Source organism: Pseudomonas sp. WC1 (assembly GCF_050586565.1).
Classification (GTDB): Bacteria; Pseudomonadota; Gammaproteobacteria; order Pseudomonadales; family Pseudomonadaceae; genus Aquipseudomonas.
Genome location: NZ_JBOBDQ010000073.1, coordinates 1 through 23,392, shown reverse-complemented (window position 1 = coordinate 23,392; position 23,392 = coordinate 1). Strand labels below are relative to the sequence as shown.

Sequence of the window (23,392 nt, the reverse complement as noted above, 5' to 3'; positions counted from 1 at the left end):
TTGCCGGCGATGGGCTGCGAAGCAGCCCCAATCAGTTCCAGACTGAAACGCTTACTTGCGCTTCATCGACAGGAAGAACTCATCGTTGGTCTTGGTCTGCTTGAGCTTGTCGACCAGGAACTCGATGGCGGCGATCTCGTCCATCGGGTGCAGCAGCTTGCGCAGGATCCACATGCGCTGCAGTTCGTCGTCGGCGGTCAGCAGCTCTTCGCGACGGGTACCGGACTTGTTGATGTTGATGGCCGGGAACACACGCTTCTCGGCGATGCGGCGGTCCAGGGGCAGCTCCATGTTGCCGGTACCCTTGAACTCTTCGTAGATCACTTCGTCCATCTTCGAGCCGGTTTCGACCAGCGCGGTGGCGATGATGGTCAGCGAACCGCCTTCCTCGATGTTACGGGCGGCACCGAAGAAGCGCTTCGGCTTTTCCAGGGCGTGGGCGTCGACACCACCGGTCAGCACCTTGCCGGAGCTCGGGATCACGGTGTTGTAGGCACGTGCCAGACGGGTGATGGAGTCGAGCAGGATGACCACGTCTTTCTTGTGCTCGACCAGGCGCTTGGCCTTCTCGATGACCATCTCGGCAACCTGCACGTGGCGGGTCGGCGGCTCGTCAAAGGTCGAAGCGACCACTTCGCCGCGCACGGTGCGCTGCATCTCGGTCACTTCTTCCGGGCGCTCGTCGATCAGCAGGACGATCAGGTGGCACTCGGGGTTGTTACGGGTAATGTTGGCTGCGATGTTCTGCAGCATGATGGTCTTACCGGCTTTCGGCGGTGCGACGATCAGGCCACGCTGGCCTTTGCCGATCGGGGCGCACAGGTCGATGACGCGACCGGTGAGGTCTTCGGTGGAGCCGTTACCGGCTTCCATCTTCAGGCGCTTGTTCGGGAACAGCGGCGTCAGGTTTTCGAACAGGATCTTGTTCTTCGCGTTTTCCGGACGGTCGAAGTTGATGGTATCGACCTTCAACAGCGCGAAGTAACGCTCGCCTTCCTTCGGTGGGCGGATCTTGCCGACGATGGTGTCGCCGGTGCGCAAGTTGAAGCGACGGATCTGGCTGGGCGAAACGTAGATGTCATCAGGGCCGGCCAGGTAAGAGGCATCCGCCGAACGCAGGAAACCGAAACCATCCTGGAGAATCTCCAGCACGCCGTCACCCGAGATCTCTTCGCCGCTTTTCGCATGCTTCTTCAGCAGGGCGAAAATCACGTCCTGTTTGCGCGAACGGGCCATGTTTTCGATGCCCATCTGTTCGGCCATTTCCAAAAGATCGGTAATCGGCTTTTGCTTGAGTTCTGTCAGGTTCATAAGGGGAGTGACGTAATCATGTAAGGAAGGGAAAAATTAAGCAGTTGGCTTAATGAGGCCGCGCCGCTAGATGGCGACAGGATCGCGTACTGATTCGAATTAGGGATGCTTCGGCGACGGCGTGCAGAGGGCACTGGAGAAGCAGTGCGAGGCCGAATGTAACACTTGCTTTTTTCGACGTCTAGTGGTTTTGGCCAGTGTTTTACGGGGCTATTCGACTGGATGGTTGCAAGGCCGGGGCTCGCCAGCCCCCAGGGAAACCAACTACAACAGATAAAGAAAAGCCCCGCATTTGCGGGGCTTCATCAAATCACAGGCTGGCGTCGAGGAACGCTTTGAGCTGCGACTTGGACAACGCGCCGACCTTGGTGGCCTCGACGTTGCCGTTCTTGAACAGCATCAGCGTCGGGATACCACGCACGCCATGCTTGGCCGGAGTTTCCTGGTTTTCGTCGATGTTCAGCTTGGCGATGGTCACCTTGCCTTGATATTCCGAAGCGATGTCGTCCAGTACCGGCGCGATCATCTTGCATGGGCCGCACCATTCAGCCCAGTAGTCGACCAGCACCGCGCCTTCAGCCTTGAGTACGTCGGCTTCGAAGCTGGCGTCGGTGACATGTTTGATAAGATCGCTGCTCATGGATATCTCCAGGTCGTAAGCACAAAAAAACGTTGCCCATCATAGCCGCACCCAGGCGCGACAGGAAGCCACAGACGATTGAGTGTAACTATAGTGGTGCAAGACGCCACGAATCGAAACTGTCATATCACGGTCATAACATTGCTATGACATTGCCATGCATCAAGCCTTGCAGTGCCGCTCGTTGGCGTAGGACCACGATCGTGGCACGATTGCCGGGTTAACGACCGAGAACCTCCAGACCATGCCGCATACCACCGCGAAGAACCTGTCTCTGATCGCCGCCATCGACCTGGGCTCCAACAGCTTCCACATGGTCGTGGCCAAGGCCCATCACACGGAAATCCGCATCCTCGAAAGGCTTGGAGAAAAGGTTCAGCTCGCCGCCGGCATCGACGATGAGCGCAGGCTCAGCGAAGAAGCCATGCAACGCGGCCTGGAATGCCTCAAGCGCTTCGCCCAACTGATCAACGGCATGCCACAGGGCGCGGTGCGCATCGTCGGCACCAACGCCTTGCGCGAAGCACGCAACCGCAACGAATTCATCCTGCGCGCCGAGGCCATCCTCGGCCACCCGGTCGAGGTCATTTCCGGCCGTGAAGAGGCGCGCCTGATCTACCTGGGCGTGTCCCACACCCTGGCCGACACCCCGGGCAAGCGCCTGGTCGCCGACATCGGCGGCGGCAGCACCGAGTTCATCATCGGCCAGCGTTTCGAGCCGCTGCTGCGCGAAAGCCTGCAAATGGGCTGCGTCAGCTTCACCCAGCGTTATTTCCGCGACGGCAAGATCACCCCGGCGCGCTACGCCCAGGCCTACACCGCCGCGCGCCTGGAGCTGATGAGCATCGAGAACGCCCTGCACCGCCTGACCTGGGACGAGGCGATCGGCTCATCCGGGACCATCCGTGCCATCGGCGCCGCCATCAAGTCCGGCGGCCTGGGCAATGGCGAGGTCAACGCCGAGGGCCTGGCCTGGGTCAAGCGCAAGCTGTTCAAGCTGGGCGAGACCGACAAGATCGACTTCGAAGGGGTCAAGCCCGATCGCCGCACCATCTTCCCGGCGGGGCTGGCCATCCTCGAGGCGATCTTCGACGCGCTGGAGCTGCAGCGCATGGAGCACTGCGACGGTGCCCTGCGTGAGGGCGTGCTGTTCGACCTGCTGGGCCGCCACCACCACGAGGACGTGCGCGAGCGCACCCTGAACTCGCTGATGGAGCGCTACCACGTCGATCAAGGCCAGGCCGCACGCGTGGAGCGCAAGGCGCTGCACGCCTTCGATCAAGTGGCCAAGGCATGGGACCTAGAAGACGGCAACTGGCGCGATCTTCTGGGTTGGGCGGCGAAAGTGCATGAAGTGGGCTTGGATATCGCCCATTATCACTACCACAAGCACGGAGCCTACCTGATCGAGCACTCCGACCTGTCCGGCTTCTCCCGCGAAGACCAGCAGATGATGGCACTGCTGGTGCGCGGCCATCGCCGCAACATTCCCAAGGACAAGTTCGCCGAGTTCGGCGACGAAGGCATCAAGCTGATCCGCCTGTGCGTACTGCTGCGCTTCGCCATCCTCTTCCACCACATCCGCGGCACCCAGCAGATGCCGAAAGTGGTGCTGCACGCCGGCGACAACAGCCTGGAAGTGGTTTTCCCTGGCAACTGGCTGGAACAGAACCAGCTGACCCAGGCCGACTTCGCCAACGAGGCGGAGTGGCTGGCCCGGGTCGGCTTCGTCCTCAGCGTACGTTGAGCACCGGGTTGCTCAGGCGCTCCAGCAGGGTCGCCTGGGCACTGCGCGGGTTCTGGTTGCCGGTCGGGGTGCTGCGCACGTAGCGCCCGTCCGGCTGCAAGGTCCAGGCCTGGGTGTTGTCGGTCAGGTAGCCTTCCAGTTCCTTCTTGACCCTTAGCAACAGCTTCTTGCCTTCCACCGGGAAGCAGGTCTCGACGCGCTTGTCGAGGTTGCGCTCCATCCAGTCGGCACTGGACAGGTAGATCTGCTCCTCGCCGCCATTGAGGAAATAGAACACCCGGGTGTGCTCGAGGAAGCGGCCGATGATCGAGCGCACATGGATGTTGTGCGAAACGCCCGGGATGCCCGGACGCAGGCAGCACATGCCGCGCACCACCAGGTCGATGCGCACGCCCGACTGGCTGGCCTTGTACAGCGCCTTGATGATCTTGGCGTCGGTCAGCGAATTGAACTTGGCGATGATGTGTGCCGGCTTGCCCTCCAGGGCGAACTGGGTCTCCCGGGCGATCATGTCGAGCATGCCCTTCTTCAGGGTGAAGGGCGCGTGCAGCAGCTTCTTCATGCGCAGGGTCTTGCCCATGCCGATCAACTGACTGAACAGTTTGCCGACGTCTTCGGTGAGGGCGTCGTCGGAGGTCAGCAGGCTGTAGTCGGTGTACAGGCGGGCGTTGCCGGCGTGGTAGTTGCCGGTGCCCAGGTGCGCGTAACGGACGATCTCGCCCTGCTCGCGGCGCAGGATCAGCATCATCTTGGCGTGGGTCTTGAAACCGACCACCCCATAGATCACCACCGCGCCGGCGGCCTGCAGGCGGCTGGCCATCTGCAGGTTGGACTCTTCGTCGAAGCGGGCGCGCAATTCGATCACCGCAGTGACCTCCTTGCCGTTACGCGCCGCGTCCACCAGGGCGTCGACGATCTCCGAGTTGGCGCCCGAGCGATAGAGCGTCTGGCGTACGGCAAGCACGTGCGGGTCCTTGGCGGCCTGGCGCAGCAGGTCGATCACCGGGGTGAACGACTCGAACGGGTGCATCAGCAGCACGTCCTGCTTGCCGATCACGCTGAAGATGTTGTCGGCATTGACGAGCAGCTTGGGGATCGCCGGGGTGAACGGCGTGTACTGCAGCTCCGGGTGGCTGTCGAGCCCGGTGATGCTGAACAGGCGGGTCAGGTTGACCGGGCCGTTGACCTGGTACAGCTCGCTCTCGCTCAGGCTGAACTGCTTGAGCAGGTAGTCGGAGAGGTGTTTCGGGCAGGTGTCGGCCACCTCGAGGCGCACCGCATCGCCGTAGCGGCGCGAGAACAGCTCGCCGCGCAGGGCCCGGGCCAGGTCGTCGACTTCTTCGGAGTCCAGCGCCAGGTCGGCGTTACGGGTCAGGCGGAACTGGTAGCAACCCTTGACCTTCATGCCCTGGAACAGGTCATCGGCATGGGCATGGATCATCGACGACAGGAACACATAGTTGTCACCAGGCCCACCCACGTCTTCCGGCACGCGGATTACCCGCGGCAGCAGGCGCGGTGCCGGAATGATCGCCAGGCCCGAATCGCGGCCGAAGGCGTCGACACCCTCGAGCTCGACGATGAAGTTCAGGCTCTTGTTCACCAGCAGCGGGAACGGGTGGGTCGGGTCGAGGCCGATCGGGGTGATGATCGGCGCGATCTCGTCGCGGAAGAAGCGCCGTACCCAGGTCTTGAGCTTGGGCGTCCAGTAACGGCGGCGGATAAAGCGAATGGCGTGTTTTTCCAGCTCCGGCAGCAGCACGTCGTTGAGGATCGCGTACTGGCGATCCACTTCGAGATGCACCAGCTCGCTGATGCGCGCCAGCGCCTGGTGCGGCTGCAGGCCGTCGGCGCCGGCCTGTTCGCGGGCGAAGTTGATCTGCTTCTTCAGGCCGGCCACGCGGATTTCGAAGAACTCGTCCAGGTTGCTGGAGAAGATCAACAGGAACTTCAGGCGCTCGAGCAGCGGGTACGACTCGTCCAGCGCCTGCTCCAGCACGCGGATATTGAACTGCAGCTGCGAAAGCTCGCGATGAATGTACAGGCTGCTGTCGTCCAGGCTCGGCACGGCGATCGCCGGAGCCGGCGCAGGCGCAGGCGCTGGAGCAGGGGCGGCTTCAGCGGCAGGTTCCGGCTGCGCTACCGCCGGCAGGTCGGGCGGCGTCTGCACCATCTCTTCGGGCACGGCCTGGGCATCCTTGATCGCGACAGGGTTGAGCACTTCGTTATTCATCTGACGTTCCTGGAGAGCGTTACTGCCCTCTCATCATTTGAGCGGCACGCACGGCGAAATAGGTCAGGATGCCATCGGCGCCTGCCCGTTTGAATGCGGTGAGGGATTCAAGGATCACGGCTTCGCTGAGCCAGCCGTTCTGGATCGCGGCCATGTGCATGGCGTACTCGCCGCTGACCTGATAGACGAAGGTCGGCACCTTGAACTCGGTCTTCACCCGGTGAACGATGTCCAGGTACGGCATGCCCGGCTTGACCATGACCATGTCGGCGCCTTCGGCGAGGTCGGTGGCCACTTCGTGCAAGGCCTCGTCGCTGTTGGCCGGATCCATCTGGTAGGAGGCCTTGTTGGCCTTGCCCAGGTTCAGCGCCGAGCCGACCGCATCGCGGAACGGGCCGTAGTAGGCGCTGGCGTACTTGGCCGAGTAGGCCATGATGCGCACGTTGACGTGGCCGGCCACTTCGAGAGCCTCGCGGATCGCGCCGAGACGGCCGTCCATCATGTCCGATGGGGCGACTACCTGGGCGCCAGCCTCGGCATGGGACAGCGCCTGACGCACCAGCGCGTCGACGGTGATGTCGTTCTGCACGTAGCCTTCCTCGTCGAGGATGCCGTCCTGACCGTGGGTGGTGAACGGGTCAAGGGCCACGTCGGTGATCACCCCCAGCTCCGGGAAGCGGGCACGCAGGGCACGGGTGGCGCGCTGGGCGATGCCGTCCGGGTTCCACGCTTCGGCGCCATCGAGGGATTTCTTTTCGGTCGGGGTCACCGGGAACAGCGCCAGCGCCGGAATGCCCAGCTCTACCCACCCCTGTGCGGCTTCCAGCAACAGGTCAATCGACAGGCGCTCGACGCCCGGCATGGACGGCACTTCTTCGCGGCGGCCTTCGCCGTCCAGTACGAATACCGGAAGAATCAGGTCATCGACGGTCAGGGTGTTTTCGCGCACCAGGCGACGGGAGAATTCGTCCCGACGATTGCGACGCAGACGGGTGGCAGGAAACAGACGATTGGCGGGGGTAAAGCTCACGGCAGACTCCTGAGCCCGCGCAGGCGGGCGAGCGCGACAGTTATAAGCGGCCATTATGACGCCTGTGTGACACCCGAGGGCAACCCTGCGACTTGTGGCCGCAGTCATTGTCCTTGTAGGAAATGTTCACGTCGAGACACATTTGGACACTTTCCCGATCGCGCCCGAAGGGGTAGGCTGCGCGTTCATTTCGCCAGCACGCCAGAAAATGCTTCAACAATTCCTGAACGATTTCGGCTATTTTGCCCTTTTTCTCGGCACGTTCTTCGAGGGCGAGACGATCCTCGTGCTCGCTGGGTTTCTTGCGTTCCGCGAATACATGGATATCAAGCTGGTAGTCCTGGTAGCCTTTTGTGGCAGCTACGCCGGTGACCAACTGTGGTACTTCATGGGCCGCCGCCATGGACGCAAGATCCTCGCCCGCAAGCCTCGCTGGCAGGCCATGGGCGACCGCGCGCTGGAGCATATCCGCCGCCATCCGGACATCTGGGTGCTGAGCTTCCGCTTCGTCTACGGCCTGCGCACGGTCATGCCGGTGGCCATCGGCCTGTCCGGCTACCCGCCACGCCGCTACCTGCTGCTCAATGGCATCGGCGCCGCAGTCTGGGCCCTGGCTCTGGGCCTGGCTGCCTACCACTTCGGCGCCATCCTCGAAGGCATGCTGGGCAGCATCAAGAAATACGAGCTATGGGTGCTCGGCGGCCTGCTGGTGCTGGGCCTCGCGCTCTGGCTGCGTCGGCGCTTTCGCAATAGCCGCGCCGAGCGTCGCGCGGCGGCAGAGGGCCAGGCCGCCGAGGCTGAGCAAGCTGTAGCCGAGCAGCAGCAGCCAGAACAACGGCGTGACCAGCACTAAGCCAAGCGCGCCGGCCAGATACAGCGCGGGCGCATTCGACAGCAGGCGCGCCAGTTCCAGGCGCCCTGCCCAGGCCCGGTCTTCCAGCGCCACGCCCAGCACGAACAGCCCGAACGCCATCACCATCCAGCCCAATGCCAGGGCCGCGGGCGTCACCTGCTCCGCCACCTCCATCAGATAACTGCCCAACGCGACGTAGACCGCGAACTGCGCCGTGACGTACAACTGCTGCGCAGCGCCCAGCGGGATCGCGAACTTGCGAAACGCGGCGAGGTCCTGCTTGGCCTGTGGATAAGCGGCGGCCACGTCCGCCGGCCGCCAGCCGGTGGGCATGAACCAGATGCGCAGCTTGTCCCACCAACGGGCCGTTCGCCGGGCGTCGTCCCACAGCTGGGCATAGAACTGCACGTTGGCCCACAGCGGGTTCCAGCTCGCCAAAGGCGTGGTCACGCCAAAGATCACCGGCTCGCGCTCGTCCTCTTCCTGGAAGGTGCCGAACAGCCGGTCCCAGATTATGAACACGCCGCCGTAGTTGCGATCCAAGTACAGAGGATTCTGCGCATGGTGGACGCGATGGTTGGACGGCGTGATGAAAATCCACTCGAGCCAGCCCAGCTTGGGCACATGGCGGGTGTGCACCCAGAACTGGTACAGCAGGTTCAGCGATGCCACGGTGATGAACACCAGGGGCGGCACGCCCAGCAGCGCCAGCGGCAGGTAGAAGATCCAGGAAAACAAGAACCCGCTACTGGTCTGGCGCAAGGCGGTGGTGAGGTTGTACTCCTCGCTCTGGTGATGCACCGAGTGCGCTGCCCACAGGATGTTGCGCTCGTGGCCCAGGCGGTGCAGCCAGTAGTAACAGAGGTCGTAAAGCACGAAGGCGACCACCCACACCCACCAGGCATCCGCCGGCAGCCGCAACCAGGCCAGGTGCTCCCATGCCACGGCATAGGTGACCAGCCCCACCCCTTTGGTCAGCAGCCCGGTGCTGGTGGACAGCGCACCGGTGCTCAGGCTGTTGATCGAGTCGGCAAGCTGGTAGTTGCGACGCCCGCGCACGCGGTCGGCTATCAGCTCCACCGCGATCAGCACGAAGAAGAACGGCACGGCCAGCAGAATCAGGTCCATGAACGGCCACCTCCAAGGTTGTTCACGAAGATTAGGCCCGGCGAAGGGCAAATCCCATGGCTACATCTGCCAAACTAGAGGACATTTAGCGCCTCGACACTGGAGTATTGAGCATGACAAAAAAAGTTGCGGTGATTCTGTCCGGTTGCGGCGTGTACGACGGCGCCGAAGTCCATGAGAGCGTGATCACCCTGCTGCGCCTGGACCAGCGCGGCGCCCAGGTGCAGTGCTTCGCGCCGAACATCGCGCAGATGCATGTGATCGACCACCTGACCGGGGAAGAGATGCCGGAATCGCGCAATGTGCTGGTGGAGTCGGCGCGCATTGCCCGTGGCGAGGTGAAGGACATTCGCGAAGCCAAGGTCGAGGACTTCGACGCCCTGATCGTGCCGGGAGGCTTCGGCGCGGCGAAGAACCTGTCGAACTTTGCCGTCGAAGGCGCCAACTGCACCGTGCAACCGGACGTGCTGGCACTGGCCGAGGCGTTTGCCGACGCCTGCAAGCCGGTCGGGCTGATCTGCATCTCGCCGGCCTTGGCGGCGAAGATCTATGGGCCGGGCGTGGTCTGCACCATCGGCACTGACGCCGGCACCAGCGCGGCGGTGGTGAAGATGGGGGGCACCCATGAAGAGTGCGATGTGCACGATATCGTCGAAGATACCCAGCGCAAGCTGGTGACTACCCCGGCGTACATGCTGGCCAAGTCGATCAGCGAGGCGGCGGGTGGCATCTACAAGCTGGTGGACCGGGTGCTGGAGCTGACCCACGAGGGTGACAAGTAAGGCCTCGAAGGCCTGCTACGCAGGCCATCGCCGGCAAGCCGGCTCCCACAGGATCACCTACAGATGTGGGAACCGGCAGCCCCACGTACTTAACGCTTGGAAAGCCGTCCCAGAATCCGGTCCAGGGCATTGGCGAACGCCTGCTTCTCCCGTTCGCCATAAGGTGCCTGCCCGCCGCCCACTTGCCCCTGCTCGCGCAGTTCGGTGAACAGGTTGCGCACCGCCAGGCGCTCGCCCATGTTGCGCTCGTCGAACTCGCGGCCACGCGGGTCCAGCGCGGCCACGCCTTTCTTGATCAAGCGGTCGGCCAGTGGCACGTCGCTGCAGATCACCAACTCGCCCGGCACGGCGTTGTCCACCAGGTAATCGTCGGCCGCGTCCATGCCGCTGGGCACCACGATAAGCCGCACGCAGGCGAAGGCCGGCTTGATCTGTGGCTGACCGGCCACCATCACCACCTCCAGCTTGCGCTTGAGGGCGAACTTGACGATCAGGTCCTTGGCCGCCTTGGGGCAGGCGTCGGCGTCGATCCATACACGCATGGGATTAATCCTGTACTCCGGGCGGACATTATGCCAGCCCCAGCCTCATTGCGGGGCGGGGTGGAGGCACCCCACCCCCACCCCCTGCACGGACTCAGCTGGCCGCCGCCCGGCGCTTCTCGGCCAAGCGGCTGCGTCCATAGAGGAACACGATAGCCAGCAACGCCACCGCCTGCGCACTCAGCGAGTAAAGATCGGCGTGGATCCCCAGCCAGTCGAACTCGAAGAACGCCACCGGCCGCGTACCCAGCACGCCGGCCTCCTGCAGCGCCTTGACGCCGTGCCCGGCGAACACCACCGACAGCGCACAGAGCAAAGCCGCGTTGATGCTGAAGAACAGCGACAGCGGCAGCTTGGCCGAACCGCGCAGGATCACCCAGGCCAGGCCCACCAGCAGCACCAGCGCCGTGGCACCGCCTGCCAGAACCGCCTGGTGGCCAGCCGGGCCGGCCTGCAGCCAAAGGGTCTCGTAGAACAGGATCACCTCGAACAGCTCGCGGTACACCGAGAAGAACGCCAGCACGGCAAAGCCGAAGCGCCCGCCGCCACTGACCAGGCTGCTCTTGATGTAGTCCTGCCAGGCGGCCGCGTGGCGGCGGTCGTGCATCCACACGCCTAGCCACAGCACCATCACCGCGGCGAACAACGCCGTGCAACCTTCGAGCAGTTCACGCTGCGCGCCACCGACATCGATCACATAGGCCGCCAGGGCCCAGGTGGCGAAACCGGCGACCAGCGCCAAGGCCCAGCCGACGTTGACGCTGCGCACCGCCGACTGCTGGCCGGTGTTGCGCAGGAAGGCGAGGATCGCCGCCAGCACCAGGATCGCCTCCAGGCCCTCGCGCAGCAGGATCAACAGGCCAGAGATGTAGCTCAACGACCAGCTCAGGCCATCGCTGCCCAGCAGCTTCGAGGCCTGTTCGAGCTTGACCTTGGCTTCGGCCAGGCGCTGGTCGGCCTGGGCCACCGGCAGGCCGTCCTGCAGCGACTGACGGTAGGCCATCAGCGACTTTTCGGTGTCCTTGCGGGCCTGGGTGTCGATGTTGTCGAGCGAGCTTTCCACCAGCTCGAAGCCTTCCAGATAGGCCGCCACCGACAAATCATAAGCTTGATCGTGGTCGCCGGCGCGGTAGGCCGCCAGGCTCTTGTCCAGGGTGCTGGAGGTGTACTCGAGCAGTTGCGCCGGGCCACGCTTGACCTGCGGCGGTTGCGCCCGCTGGGCGCGGAACGCGGCCACGGCGTTTGCGCCTTCACTGGCGGCAACTTCGGCCGGGGTCTGCCGGGCCAGATCGGCGAGGTTCCAGGTCTTGTCGCTCTTGGCCGCCTGCGGATCGGCGGTGAAGCTGGCGATATAGGCCGCCACGTCCCAGCGCTGGCGCTCGTCGAGCTGGTCGGCGAACGAGGGCATCTCGGTGCCCTCGATGCCCAGCCCGAGGGTGTTGTACAGGTCGAACAGGCTGAGCTGGTCGAGGCGCGCGGCATCGCGCAGGTTGGCCGGCGCAGGCTCCAGGCCGACGCCGGCCGGGCCATCGCCCAAGCCGGTATCACCGTGGCAGATCGAGCAATTCTGGGCATACAGAGATGCGCCGCGGGCCGGGTCCGGGGTGATCACCGGTGCCTGGCTGACCTCGTAGGCCACGGCCAGGCGTGCACCCAGCTGGCGGGCCTGGCGAGCAACACCGGCGCCATCCTGTCGCTGGTCGATGGCCTGGCGCAGGCTCTGGACACCCTGCTCCAGGGCGCCGCGTTCGGCATGCTCGGGCAGCCCCTTGACCAGCTCGGCCAGCACGCCGCTGAACTCCTGTTGCTCGCGGTATTCCCCGTCGTCCACCACCTTGCCGTCGCGCACGGTTGGCGGGTAGTCGGCACCGATGTAGTCCAGCAGATGCAACGCCTTGGTCGCCTCGGCCGGTGCTTCGGCCAGCGTCGGGGTGCTGCACAGCGCCAGTACCGGGCCAAGCAACAGGGCAGGCAGCCAGGCAAGCAGACGGGAACGGGAAATCATGGCCAATCTCGACGGAAATACGAAAGAGAACATTGTTCACTTCCACTCCCCCCCGCTCAAGGCTCACCCGCATATTTCATGAAAAATCTTGCGACAAATTGACCGGTCGACAGCCTGGCAAGCGGATTTCCGACTGATGGCACGCCTGCAGAAAATGCGAAGCAATTCGCCATCACGTAGATACTACTTTGGGTATAATCCCGCGCCGCCGTAATAGCCATTAGCAATCAAGGCGCCTCCATCGAGAGGTTCTGGCGATAAAACAGAGGGATCTGCCGCCCCCGCCCACGCGGCCAACCGTTTCAGGGAAAGAAGAAGTCCGATGGTATCCCGCGCCCTCACCCTGGCGACCCTGGTCGCCGCCGTGCAGCTCACCGGCTGCTCGGTGTTCCGCAGCTACGACAGCGAACTGCAGGAGACCAACAAGCAGTTGGCCGCCGGCAATGTCGACGCCGCCCTCGCCCTGCTGGAAAGCAACAACAAAGGCGACAAGAAAGACCTGCTCTACTACTTCGAGAAAGGCGAGCTGCTGCGCTCCAAGGGCGACCTCAAGGGCAGCCAGGACGCCTGGCGCGCCGCCGACAGCGTGGTGTTCCAGTGGGAGGAGTCGGTCAAGTTCGACACCGACAAGTACCTGAGCCAGTTCGGCAGCTACCTGGTCAACGACAAGGTCCGCCGCTACGAAGGCTACGACTACGAAAAAGTCATGCTGACCACGCAGATGGCCCTGAACCTGCTGGCGCAGAACGATTTCGACGGCGCCCGCACCGAGATCAAGAAGACCCACGAGCGCGAAGCGATCATCGCCGAGCTGCGCGACAAGGAATACCTCAAGCGCGAGGAAGAGGCAGAGAAGGAAGGCATCAAGACCGAATACAAGGACCTGCAGGGTTACCCGGTCGCCAGCCTCGACGCCCCTGAGGTGGTCGGCCTGAAGAACAGCTACCAGAGCGCCTTCAGCCATTACCTCTCCGGCTTTGTCTACGAGGCTCTCGGCGAGAAAGGCCTGGCCGCGCCGGGCTACCGCAAGGCCGCCGAGCTGCGCCCGAACACAGCGCTGCTGGACCAGGCATTGCTGGCGCTGGACAAGAGCAGCGCCAAAGCCGGTGAAAGCGACGTGCTGATCGTGGTGCAGACCGGCCTGGCCCCGGCCCGCGATTCGATCCGTATCCCGCTGCCACTGCCGATCCAGGACAACCTGGTGATCACCCCGCTGTCGTTCCCGATCATCAAGGAAGACACCTCCACCGCGCACCTGAGCGAGATCCAGCTCAACGACAAGGCCCTGGCCCTGACCGCGCTCAACAGCACCACCGCCATGTCGCGCCGCGCCCTGCGCGACGACATGCCGGGCATCATCCTGCGCACCAGCGTGCGCGCCATCAGCCGTGGCGTGGCACAGAAGAACCTGAACCAGTCCAACCCGATGGCCGGGCTGGTGGTGGGAATCGCCTCCACCGTGCTGGAGGGTGCCGATACCCGCACCTGGCGCACCCTGCCCGACGAAACCCAGGTGGCCCGTGTACGCCTCAAACAGGGCGAACACCACCTGAGCCTGCCGTCGAGCCTCGGCGGCACCCAAGTCACGGTGAAAGTCGATCGCCCCTACCAGGTGGTCAGCCTGCGCGTGGTCGGCAACCGCGTGTTCGCTGGCGGCCCGTCCGTCGAAGTCGCCCCGCAGGCCGCAGCCACCGCTGTCGCCAGCCTCAAGTAACCCAAGGATCGAACATGCGCAAAACATGCCTCGCCCTGGCCGCCGTCGCCCTCCTGGCCGGCTGCGCCACTCCACCCCCTGCCCCCGGCAGCGCCGCCAGCAAGGTGGTGACCATGGGCCAGCTGGATGACATCGAGATCGGCCAGATGCGCGTCGCCCGCGAAAACGGCTACCTCACCGTCAACGTGGCTTTGACCAACAGCAGCCGCAGCAACCAGACCCTGTTCTACCGCTTCGCCTGGCTAGGCAGCGATGGTTTCCCGGTGGCCGATGAAGAGAGCTGGAAAGCCCTGCCGCTGTACGGCAAGCAGGCCAAGTTCCTGCCCGCCATCGCACCGACCCCCGCAGCCCGCGACTTCCGCCTCGAAGTCCACACCCGGTAACCCCTTTCAGGAGCACATTCGATGTTTGCACGCCTTTCCCTCGCCGCCCTCGCCATTGCCCTGGTCAGCGGCTGCAGCACCCCTTCGCCGGTTCTCGGCGGCAAGAACATCAGCTACGGCGACAGCAAGGCTGTCGAGCTGGTCACCAACGAGTTCGGCTCCACCGACCTGCAGATGATCGCCGAGAGCATGACCCGCTCGCTGGCCCAGTCCGGCGTGCTGCACGGCCGCCCGGTGGTGCAGGTGTACGACGTCAAGAACAAGACCAGCGAGTACATCGATACCCGCGAGATCACCACCTCGATCAAGACCCAGCTGATGAAGTCCGGCGCCGCCCGCTTCGCCAGCGACAACACCGACATGCAGAGCCAGGTCGACCAGCTCAAGCTGCAGAACCAGAGCGGCCTGTACAAGAAGAAGACCGTGGCCAAGACCGGCAACATGATCGCCGCCAAGTACCGCCTGGAAGGCTCGATCAGCTCGATCGTCAAGCGCAGCAGCGACTACAAGGACGTGTTCTACAAGTTCAGCCTACAGCTGATCGACGTGGAAAGCGGCCTGGCCGAGTGGATGGACGAAAAAGAAATCCGCAAGACCACGGAGCGCTGATCGATGCGTGCATGGATGGCAATCATTGGCCTGGCCTGCGCCTTCGGCGCGCAGGCGGCCCCCAAGGTGGCGGTGACCGACCTGGCCTACCAGGCGCAGGTGGAGGAATACATCCACACCATCAACGCCCAGAGCAGCGGCCAGGCTGGCATGTACCACGCCAGCGGCCAGTCGAGCTACAGCGAGTACGAGAGCCTCAACAGCTACATCGAGCAGACCGAACTGCGCAAGTTCGGTGGCGACATCAAGGGTGAGATCCTCAAGACCGGCATGTTCCAACTGGTCCAGGGCCGCCCCTACACCGCCGACTCGAAGGAAGACGTGTACGACGTGATCCGCCGCATCAAGAACGGTGCGTTCAAGGGCGCCGACTACGTGCTGTTCGGCACCCTGTCGGACATCGACTTCCAGCAGGACATCAACTCGCTGGATCACACCGACAGCTACTCGGCGGTATTGGGCCTGACCGTGGTCGCCGACTTCAGCCTGATCAACACCCGCACCTACGAGATCACCTCGGCGTTCACCGCCATGGGTGAGGGGCAGGACACCAAGCTGGTGAAAAGCCAGGACCGCCGCGTGACGCTGAACCGTCCGCGGGTGGTGCGGGATGTGTCGAAGGCGCTGGGCGAGGATGTTGCGCAGCAGCTGGCCGAACAGTTGGGCGGCTCGGTGCCCGGGCAGGCGAAACAGCCGCGTGGGCGGGACAACCTGCCGCCGGATGAGCCGGCGCGGGTGTTGAACTAAGCCGCCTGAGCCAAACGCAATCCCTGTACTGCAGAGCTGCCCCAGGATCTCTGTACCAAATCAGAATTGCCGGGGCCGCTATGCGGCCCTTTCGCCGCGCTTCGTCGCCACGACAAGCCGGCTCCCACAGGGATCGGAGCAGCTTTTGTGGGAGCCGGCTTGCCGGCGATGAGGCCAGCACAGGCAACCATGACAGCTACCCATTCAAAGCCAGATGGCATCCCAATGCGGATAATCGCCGATCCTCTCAACCAAGCCTGCCCGTTTGGGATTCATGACAATGTAGCGCGCAACAGCGCGCACATCCTCCTCACGCCGTAATGCCCGATCATGAAAGCCTTGCTGCCACAGGCGACCGGTGCGCCTCTGATATCCATTGATCATCCGCGTACTGCGCGACTTGACCCTGCGCATCAGCGTTTTCAGATCCACGTCCCCAAGCTCCACAAGCCAGTGAAAATGATCTGGCATCACAACCCAGGCCAGCGAACGGGCGATGCCTTCTTGCTCCACAGTGCGCAACTGCGCAATCAGCAACCGAGCCGATCGCAGATCGACCAGATACGGCACGCGGTTCAAGGTCTTGCTGGAGAGCAGGTAAAGCCTGCCTGGTTCGGAGAACCTGCCACGCCTGAGTTGATCGGAATGAGGACTATCCATATGCCTGCTCCTGTTGATGACAGGTCAGGCTAGTTCCCTCAGCGGGCGAGGCGTAAATGGAGTGACACGTGATGTTTCTGTGTTGCCTCCATCGCCGGCGAGCCGGCTCCCACAGGGATCTGTGCAGCCTTTGTGGGAGCCGGCTTGTCGTGGCGGCGAACCGCGACGAAAGGGCCGCACAGCGGCCCCAGGGATTTCAGGGCCTGGCGCTATTCTTCCAGCCGCCGCCCAAGGCCAGGAACACGCCAATCTGCCCCATTGTCACCTGGCTGTTGGCCGCCGCCAGCTGCGCCCGTACATCGGTGTAGGTCCGCGTCGCCTGCAGGTCCGCCAGGAACGACTCACGTCCTACCTGATAGCGCAGATGGGTCTGGTCCGCCGACTCCTTGGCGGAGCGCTCCGCCTCGGCCAACGCATCACGCCGGTCGAGCAATGCGCTGTATTGCGCCAGGCGGGTCTGGGTTTCGCGAATGGCATTCAGCACCACCCCATCGAAATGCGCCAGCGCCGCCTGGGTCGAGGCCTCGGCCATGCGGATGCGCGCGCGGGTGCCGTTGGTGGGGATGGTCCAACTGACCTGCGGGCCGAAGCCCCAGCGGTTGGTGGCCGGCTCACCGAGGTTGTCGAGGATGCCGATGGTGCCCACCTGGGCGCCGATGCTGATATCCGGGTACAGCGCGCCGGTGGCCACACCGATGGTGGCGGTGGCTGCCGCCAGCTGGCGTTCGGCCTGGCGCACATCCGGGCGGCGCTTGAGCAGAGCCGCACCATCGCCGACCGGAACCAGTTGCGACAGCTGTGGCAGCTCGGCGCAATCGGCGGTGCCGGCAGGCAATTGTTCGACAGGCTTGGCCAGCAACGCGGCGAGGGTGTAGAGGCCAGCCTCACGCTCGGCCTTGAAGCGCGGCAGCTCGGCGCGCAGCGACTTGAACTGGGTCTGCGAACGGGTGACCTGGGTCTCGTCGCCACGCCCGGCATCGCGCAGGCGCTGGGTCAGCTGCACGCCCTGCTGCTGCAGGTCCAGCGACTCGCGGGCGATGTGGTATTCCTCGTTGGCCGAGCACACCTGGGTATAGGCCTTGACCACATCGGCCACCAAGGTGATGCGCGCGGTGTCGGCAGCGGCCTGCACGGCATCGGCATTGGCCTTGGCGGCCTCGGTGCCGCGTTTGAAAGTCCCCCACAGGTCGAACTGGTAGCTGGCGCTGATGATCGCCTCGCCGATGTTGGCCACCGGCACTTTCTCCGGCAGCAGGAACGCTTCGCCGGACTCCTGCAGGCGCTGGGCACCCAGCTTGACGCCACCATTGAAGCCACCCTGCGATTCGGCCACCTCCACCTGGGCGCGGGCCTTGGCGATGTTGGCGGCAGCCACGCGCAGCTCGGTGTTGGCACCGAGCGCCTCGCGCACCAGCTGGTTGAGCCGTTGATCCTGATACAGCTGCCACCAGTCCTCGGGCACTGGCGCCGAGACCACGCTGTCGGCGTCCTGGCGCAGCGGGCCGTTGAGGTCGCCGCGCTGCACGGCGGCCTCCTTGGGCAGCTGGTAGTCCGGGCCGACCATCATGCAGGCACCGAGGGACAGACACAGCCCCGCCAGGATCAATTGTTTCATGGGCGTTGGTCCTCGATGATCGACACCGTGGCGGTACGCCCAGCGATCATGCGAAAGTCCGCCGGCACTTCATCGAAGGTGATGCGTACCGGGATCCGCTGGGCCAGGCGCACCCAACTGAACGCCGGGTTGACGTTGGGCAGCAGGTTGGCGCCGCTGCTGCGGTCGCGGTCCTCGATACCGGCGGAGAGGCTCTGCACCCGGCCGCGCAGGCGGGTGGGGTCGCCCATCACACGGATATCCACGGCGTCGCCGATATGGATCCCGCCCAGCTTGGTTTCCTCGAAGTAGCCATCGACGTGGTACGAGGCACTGTCGACCACCGACAACACCGGGCGCCCGGCGCTGACGAACTCGTGGGCGCGCGGGGCGCGGTCGTTGAGGTAGCCGTCCACCGGGCTACGCACCACCGAGCGATCGAGATTGAGCTGGGCCACATCCACCTGCACCTGGGCCTCACTCACCGCCGAGCGGGCGCGGGCCTCGCGGGACTGGCTCTCTTCAAGCTGCTCGGCCGCCACCAGGTTGCCCAGCTTGCGGTTGCGCTGGGCCTCGCGGGAGGCCTGGGCCAGGGTTTCCTGGCGCTCGGCCAGGGTTGCCTTGGCCTGGCGCAGGGCCAGGGTGAAACGGTCCTGGTCGATGGTGAACAGCACGTCACCGCGCTTGATGGTCTGGTTGTCGCGCACCTCGACCTGCTGGATCAGCCCGGAAACATCCGGGGCGATCTGGATCACGTCAGCGCGGATATGACCGTCGCGGGTCCAGGGGGCGAACATGTAGTACACCACCATCTGCCACACGAGCACGGCGGCGAAGGTCACTACCAGCGAGGTCAGGACCACGCGGCCCAGGGTCAGCAAAGGTTTTTTCATGGCAGCATCAGGCTTCGGCAAAAGTGGTCCACCGCGCCAAGCAGCACGGCATACAGGGCAACGTTGAACAGCGCCCGGTGCCAGACCAGGCGGTAGAAATGCAGGCGCACCAGCACCGCGTGCACCCCCAGGTACAACAGGTAGGTGCCAAACATCATCACCAGCAGCGTGGGCAGGAACACCCCGCTGATATCCAGTTCACCGATCACAGGGGTGCTCCGTCGAGGCCCGGGGGCAGTTGCGTTTGTTCGGCGGGCTCGAGCATCACCTCGACACCTGGCAGCAGCGCCAGGCGCAAACCGGCCAGGGCGTGCAGCAGGTGGGTGCGGGCATCGCCCCGCTCGTAAAGCTCATCGAGGTTCAGCGCCTGGCGCGCGCGCTCCATGTTGCGCAGCAGTGCCGCCGGGGCATGCAGGCGCTCGCCGGCGCGCAGGCAGGCGGCGTAGTGCGCGCCGACTTCCTCGATCACCGTCTGCAGGCGCTCGCGAGCCTGGGCGCCGGCGCGGGGCATGTAGGCCAGCAGGTCGAGCAGGTTCAGGCCCACGCGCAGGTCGCGCAGGGCCACGCTGCTGTCCTGGCCGGTCTGCGACAGGCGTGGCAGGTGCTGCATCAGGCGGTCGAGCATCTGCACCCCGACCTGGCGGTGCTCGGCCAGGGTGGCCGGCGCGGTCATCTCGACGATGTCGCGCCAGGCGAAGCGGGTCATGCGCTTGGCCGCCAGCTCCACGCCGAACGGGCGTACCACCAGGGTCCAGATAAAAGCGAACAGCAGCCCCACGGGGCCGGCCAGGTTGGAATTGAGGAATGTGAAGAAGTCGGCGTCGTAGGCGCCCTGGATGCTGATGAAGGTCGAGGTGTTGACGATGGTCAGCAAGGTGCCAAGGTAGAAACGCGGCTGCACGGTCAGGGTGCCGACGCAGATGAACGGCACGGCGAAAGCCAGCACCAGCATGGCGAAGTCGTGCAGGTTGGGCAGCACCAGGAACAGATACAGGCTAGAGAAGATCACCGACATCAGGGTCCAGAAGAAGAACCGGTAGATCTGCGGCGCCGGGTCGTCCATGGCGGCGAAGAAACTGCACGACACGGCGGCGAGGATCACCGCGCTGGCGCCGTCGTTCCAGCCCAGGCCGATCCACAGGCCGCAGGCGACGACGATCGCGGTGACCGTGGAAAACACCGAGTAGAGCATCAGGCCGCGGTCGAAGAACGGTGTCAACCGGCCCAGGCGCCAGTGACGGTAGACCGCGCGCCAGGGCGTGGCGTCGTCCTTGCGCAGGGCGTGCTGCAGGCTGCAGCAGTCCTGCCAGAGGTCGGCCCATTCGGTCAGGCGATAGAGGGCGTTGGACAGCAGCAGCTCAGAGCGCTGGTCGAGGGCGGCGGCGCCCGGCTGCAGGCGGTCGATCTGCTCGTGCAGGGCGGTCCAGCGTGCCACCGAGGCGCTGTCGGCGGTGCCTACGAGCCATTCACGGGCGCTGCCCAGCACCGGTTGCAGCAGCGCGAACTGCGCCGGGGCGCGACCTTCAAGGGCGATCAGGGCATCGTCGAGCGCGTCGATCACCGGCAGCAGATGGATCATCCGCCCGCGCAATTCGCGGGCGTTCTTCAAGGTATGCGGGCCGGCGCCTTCATGGCCGAGCTGGCCGATCATCAGCTCCAGCGAGTTGAAGGTGGCGACCATCGCGCCACGCATGCCGCCGACCTTGTCGGCGCCGGCTTCGCGGGCCAGGTAGGTGTCGCAGTAGCGGATCGCATCGCCGAACCAGCTGCCGGTGGCGCCGACCACCACGGGCGCCAGCCGGCGCGGCCAGAACACCGCGCCAACCACCGCCGCACAGACGATCCCCAGGCAGATTTCCTGGGCCCGGGACGAGGCCACGTCGAACACTGCCAGCGGGTTGTCGACCACCGCCAGGGCGATCATCGGCAGGGTGTAGCCGGCCAGCATCAACACGTAGTTGTTGGCCGTGCGCAAGTTCAGCGAGAGGAACAGCAACGTGCCGGTCCAAAGGGCGATGGCGATGCTCAGCAGCAGCGGGGATTGCACCAGCGGCGGCACCAGCAGGATTGCCCCACCTGCGCCCAGCAGTGTGCCCAGAGCGCGGTACAGCGCCTTGGAGGTGGTCGGGCCGAGGAATGGGCTGGAGACGATATAGACCGTGGCCATGGCCCAGTAAGGGCGTGGCAGCTGCATCAGCAGGGCGATATACAGGGCAATCATCGACGCGGCGAAGGTGCGCACGCCGTAGAACCAGTCGCGGGCCGGCGGGACCGAGCTGAAGAAGCCATTCATGGCTGCAGACCTGCCTGTTCGAAGGCATGGATGACCCGCAAGGTGGCCTCCAGGTCGGCCTGGTCGATGCCTCCAAGCACCTCACGACGCAGGCGTACCAGCTCGCCTTCGATGGACTCGGCCAGGGCGCGGCCCTCGACGGTCAGGTTCAGCGCCTTGGCACGACGGTCCAGAGGGTCCTCGCTGCGGCATACCAGGCCAGCCTTGCACAGTTGGTCGAGCAGGCGCACCAGCGACGGGCTTTCCAACCCGGCCGCCTGGGCCACCGCCACCTGATGCACGCCATCGCCCAGGCGCACGATCATCAGCAAGGGGACGGCGCAGGCTTCGGAAATGCCATAGCCGGTCAGGGCGCCCTGACACAGGCGGCGCCAGTGCCGGGCAGCCACAACCATGCCGCTGCTGATCTTCAGGTGCAGTGCGTCGAGGGACATGTGAGAACCGAGGATATTCATAGTTTGCTAACTATCAATATACGCCCAGCCCTCCCCCTGTCGTCAACCGCAGGTGACGGAGGGAAAAGATGAAAGGTTGTTCATGATCCCTGCAGGCACGCTGCGCTCAAGGCTGGATCTGGTCTTCCAGCTTCATGGTCAGCGCCAGCGTGCTGCCCAGCTGGATCGCCTGGTCGCGCCAGCCGAGGTAGCGCGCCGCGTCGCGGCTGCTGAAATGCACCGCCAGCTCCTCGGCGGCCTGCATCACCCCGGTCGCCGCCGCCAGTTCCAGCCAGTACAGGCCGGCCTTGGTGTCAGCCTCCACATACACGCCATGCAGCAAGCGGTAGCCCACCTCGAAGCGGCAGCGCTTCTCGCCACGCTCGGCGCCGCGCAGGAACCATTGGTAGGCCTCGAGCGGATCGACCTGCCACACCTGGTCGCCCTCGCACACCTCCTCCTCGTACAGATCGCCCAGTGCCGCGGCGGCATGCACCATGCCCCGCTCGAAAGCATGGCCGTAGTATTCGGCCGCATTGACGTAGGAAACATCGACGCCCTTGCCGAAGTACTGCTGCTGCCCAAGGTTGAACCAGGCCGCAGCATTGCCCTGCAACGCCGCCATGCGCAACAGGTGCCCCGCCAGCACCGTGTCGCCGCGCCAGTATTTGCCATTGAGCCAGATCCAGCCCAGGTCATTGAGCGCCGCGACATTGCCCAGCAGGGCCTGGCGGCAGAGGTCGTGATAGACCGCCTGCAGGTCGACTGCCTCGTCCAGGCGGTCGATCAGGCCAAAGCGCTCGCCGCTCAGGGCCTGCTGGGCGGGCATGCCCACCCCGGCGAACAGCCGGTGGCGCTGCCCGGGGCGGGCCGGCGCCGGAACGATCCGCTCGGGTAGAAGCCGGGCAAGCAGCGAATGGATATTGCTGGCGGCAGACATGTTCATCCTCATTGAACGACCCACAGCTCCAACCTCCACTGTGGTGAGGCGTGATTCTGCGCGATGCCACGACAAAACCTGTCGCGAACGAATTGATCCCAGGCAACCAATTGCATCTTCCTTGATCTGAGCAGGCTGTGGCCAATTGCCATGCCCTGCCCGTGCCGCCATCCTATGCCGGCAAGCCTAGACAAGGACGTTTCCTTTTGCCGTTCGCCACCACCCGCGCCACCCTCAGCCGCCAATGGGCATTGCTGCGCCAGCTACCCAGCCGCTCTCCCGGGATCACCAGTGCCGAACTGGTGTGGCGCCTGCGTGACGTGGGCTTCAATGTCAGCAAGCGCACGGTCGAGCGCGACCTCAACGAGCTGTCGCTGATCTTTCCGCTGGAGCGCAATGACAAGAGCATCCCGTTCGGCTGGCACTGGTCAGCCAACGCCGGCGGCGAGTTGCGTGGGAACTTCGACCTGCAGGGGTATTTGCGCGGCGATACGTTGCAGCCTGGCCAAGGGGAAGGCATCGAACTGCAGGCGTGGATCAGCGACTTGCTCGCTCGCCGTCTGCGCGAGACGCCGCTGACCGCGGACATGCAGTTGACCGCGCTGGATCAGGGGCACCGATTACGGGCAACCGTGGCGGATGGCTGGCCCTTGCGCTGGTGGTTGCTGAGCCAGGGGGATGGGCTGGTGGTGGAAGCGCCGCAGGCATTGCGCGAGGAGATTGCGCGGACATTGGCCAGCGCAGCGGCTAAGTATCGGGACTAGACCCCGATTTCGCCGCTGGCTGATCTGGCCTCTCGCCGGCAAGCCGGCTCCCACACCGACCGTGCGGCCCTCAAGTCTTGCGCCATACCT

At 64.6% G+C, this 23,392-nt stretch carries 21 protein-coding genes and 1 pseudogene; 8 read left to right on the top strand and 14 right to left on the bottom strand.

Annotated features, from left to right (window positions below; genetic code table 11):
- Window positions 1–51 precede the first annotated feature (51 nt).
- Both rho and trxA read right to left on the bottom strand, forming a co-directional pair.
- Window positions 52–1,311 (bottom strand): transcription termination factor Rho, encoded by a 1,260-nt coding sequence (rho, locus tag ACQ4OD_RS24010; protein WP_011536308.1) that lies wholly within the window; start codon window positions 1,309–1,311, stop codon window positions 52–54.
- A gap of 310 nt (window positions 1,312–1,621) precedes the next feature.
- Window positions 1,622–1,951, bottom strand: coding sequence for a thioredoxin TrxA (gene trxA, locus ACQ4OD_RS24005; RefSeq protein ID WP_046857535.1), 330 nt, complete (start codon window positions 1,949–1,951; stop codon window positions 1,622–1,624).
- Window positions 1,952–2,195: 244 nt separating this feature from the next.
- Here trxA and ppx point away from each other — a divergent pair, with 244 nt between their 5' ends.
- Entirely contained in the window at window positions 2,196–3,698 is a 1,503-nt protein-coding gene (ppx, locus tag ACQ4OD_RS24000; protein WP_198753720.1) for an exopolyphosphatase, read from the top strand.
- Here the strand turns inward: ppx and ppk1 are convergent.
- Together ppk1 and hemB are read right to left on the bottom strand one after the other, a co-directional pair.
- Window positions 3,685–5,871 (bottom strand): polyphosphate kinase 1, encoded by a 2,187-nt coding sequence (gene ppk1, locus ACQ4OD_RS23995; RefSeq protein ID WP_430945055.1) that lies wholly within the window; start codon window positions 5,869–5,871, stop codon window positions 3,685–3,687. The genes ppx and ppk1 overlap by 14 nt on opposite strands.
- 79 nt (window positions 5,872–5,950) lie before the next feature.
- Entirely contained in the window at window positions 5,951–6,961 is a 1,011-nt protein-coding gene (gene hemB, locus ACQ4OD_RS23990; RefSeq protein ID WP_023631873.1) for a porphobilinogen synthase, read from the bottom strand.
- Window positions 6,962–7,169: 208 nt separating this feature from the next.
- Between hemB and ACQ4OD_RS23985 the strand changes: the two genes are divergently transcribed.
- Entirely contained in the window at window positions 7,170–7,814 is a 645-nt protein-coding gene (locus ACQ4OD_RS23985; RefSeq protein WP_173862468.1) for a DedA family protein, read from the top strand.
- Window positions 7,815–8,315: 501 nt separating this feature from the next.
- On the opposite strand, the pseudogene ACQ4OD_RS23980 reads toward ACQ4OD_RS23985, so the two are convergent.
- A pseudogene (locus ACQ4OD_RS23980) lies at window positions 8,316–8,942 on the bottom strand (sterol desaturase family protein); the annotation flags it as partial.
- A 113-nt stretch (window positions 8,943–9,055) separates the two neighbouring features.
- On the opposite strand from ACQ4OD_RS23980, the gene elbB reads away from it, so the two are divergent.
- The gene (gene elbB, locus ACQ4OD_RS23975) at window positions 9,056–9,724 is read left to right on the top strand and encodes an isoprenoid biosynthesis glyoxalase ElbB (protein WP_198753718.1); all 669 of its coding nucleotides are present in this window, start codon (window positions 9,056–9,058) and stop codon (window positions 9,722–9,724) included.
- A gap of 89 nt (window positions 9,725–9,813) precedes the next feature.
- Here elbB and ACQ4OD_RS23970 read toward each other — a convergent pair whose 3' ends face one another.
- Together ACQ4OD_RS23970 and ACQ4OD_RS23965 are read right to left on the bottom strand one after the other, a co-directional pair.
- Window positions 9,814–10,266, bottom strand: coding sequence for a YaiI/YqxD family protein (locus ACQ4OD_RS23970; protein ID WP_102684976.1), 453 nt, complete (start codon window positions 10,264–10,266; stop codon window positions 9,814–9,816).
- Window positions 10,267–10,360: 94 nt separating this feature from the next.
- Entirely contained in the window at window positions 10,361–12,304 is a 1,944-nt protein-coding gene (locus ACQ4OD_RS23965) for a cytochrome c/FTR1 family iron permease (protein ID WP_139667815.1), read from the bottom strand.
- A 289-nt stretch (window positions 12,305–12,593) separates the two neighbouring features.
- Here ACQ4OD_RS23965 and ACQ4OD_RS23960 point away from each other — a divergent pair, with 289 nt between their 5' ends.
- The 4 genes from ACQ4OD_RS23960 to ACQ4OD_RS23945 are packed head-to-tail and all read left to right on the top strand — an operon-like array spanning window position 12,594 to window position 15,724.
- A complete protein-coding gene (locus ACQ4OD_RS23960; RefSeq protein ID WP_139667813.1) occupies window positions 12,594–13,985 on the top strand; it encodes a COG3014 family protein in 1,392 nt (463 codons plus the stop codon).
- A gap of 14 nt (window positions 13,986–13,999) precedes the next feature.
- Window positions 14,000–14,368 carry a YcfL family protein gene (locus tag ACQ4OD_RS23955; RefSeq protein WP_038707145.1) on the top strand — a complete coding sequence of 123 codons (369 nt, stop codon included), beginning with the start codon at window positions 14,000–14,002 and terminating at the stop codon, window positions 14,366–14,368.
- A 21-nt stretch (window positions 14,369–14,389) separates the two neighbouring features.
- On the top strand, window positions 14,390–14,977 hold the full coding sequence (lpoB, locus tag ACQ4OD_RS23950) for a penicillin-binding protein activator LpoB (RefSeq protein ID WP_023632455.1): 588 nt from the start codon (window positions 14,390–14,392) through the stop codon (window positions 14,975–14,977).
- 3 nt (window positions 14,978–14,980) lie between these two features.
- The gene (locus ACQ4OD_RS23945) at window positions 14,981–15,724 is read left to right on the top strand and encodes a hypothetical protein (RefSeq protein ID WP_046857545.1); all 744 of its coding nucleotides are present in this window, start codon (window positions 14,981–14,983) and stop codon (window positions 15,722–15,724) included.
- Between the two features lie 204 nt (window positions 15,725–15,928).
- On the opposite strand, the gene ACQ4OD_RS23940 is transcribed toward ACQ4OD_RS23945, so the two are convergent.
- The 7 genes from ACQ4OD_RS23940 to ACQ4OD_RS23910 form a co-directional block, all read right to left on the bottom strand.
- Window positions 15,929–16,384, bottom strand: coding sequence for an REP-associated tyrosine transposase (locus tag ACQ4OD_RS23940; RefSeq protein ID WP_430945054.1), 456 nt, complete (start codon window positions 16,382–16,384; stop codon window positions 15,929–15,931).
- 196 nt (window positions 16,385–16,580) lie between these two features.
- Complete coding sequence (locus ACQ4OD_RS23935) at window positions 16,581–17,999, bottom strand: efflux transporter outer membrane subunit (RefSeq protein WP_430945053.1); 1,419 nt, start codon at window positions 17,997–17,999, stop codon at window positions 16,581–16,583.
- Window positions 17,996–18,871 carry an efflux RND transporter periplasmic adaptor subunit gene (locus tag ACQ4OD_RS23930; RefSeq protein ID WP_430945052.1) on the bottom strand — a complete coding sequence of 292 codons (876 nt, stop codon included), beginning with the start codon at window positions 18,869–18,871 and terminating at the stop codon, window positions 17,996–17,998. Before ACQ4OD_RS23930 ends, ACQ4OD_RS23935 begins: the two co-directional genes overlap by 4 nt.
- Window positions 18,868–19,080: a DUF1656 domain-containing protein gene (locus tag ACQ4OD_RS23925; protein WP_011531590.1), complete on the bottom strand. Its 213-nt coding sequence runs from the start codon at window positions 19,078–19,080 to the stop codon at window positions 18,868–18,870. The genes ACQ4OD_RS23930 and ACQ4OD_RS23925 overlap by 4 nt, the downstream gene beginning before the upstream one ends.
- On the bottom strand, window positions 19,077–21,164 hold the full coding sequence (locus tag ACQ4OD_RS23920; protein WP_430945051.1) for an FUSC family protein: 2,088 nt from the start codon (window positions 21,162–21,164) through the stop codon (window positions 19,077–19,079). The genes ACQ4OD_RS23925 and ACQ4OD_RS23920 overlap by 4 nt, the downstream gene beginning before the upstream one ends.
- Window positions 21,161–21,598 carry a MarR family winged helix-turn-helix transcriptional regulator gene (locus ACQ4OD_RS23915; RefSeq protein ID WP_139667805.1) on the bottom strand — a complete coding sequence of 146 codons (438 nt, stop codon included), beginning with the start codon at window positions 21,596–21,598 and terminating at the stop codon, window positions 21,161–21,163. Before ACQ4OD_RS23915 ends, ACQ4OD_RS23920 begins: the two co-directional genes overlap by 4 nt.
- Before the next feature lie 127 nt (window positions 21,599–21,725).
- On the bottom strand, window positions 21,726–22,538 hold the full coding sequence (locus ACQ4OD_RS23910) for a tetratricopeptide repeat protein (RefSeq protein ID WP_198755775.1): 813 nt from the start codon (window positions 22,536–22,538) through the stop codon (window positions 21,726–21,728).
- 206 nt (window positions 22,539–22,744) lie between these two features.
- Here ACQ4OD_RS23910 and ACQ4OD_RS23905 point away from each other — a divergent pair, with 206 nt between their 5' ends.
- Window positions 22,745–23,302: a WYL domain-containing protein gene (locus tag ACQ4OD_RS23905; protein WP_139667803.1), complete on the top strand. Its 558-nt coding sequence runs from the start codon at window positions 22,745–22,747 to the stop codon at window positions 23,300–23,302.
- Window positions 23,303–23,392 lie beyond the last annotated feature (90 nt).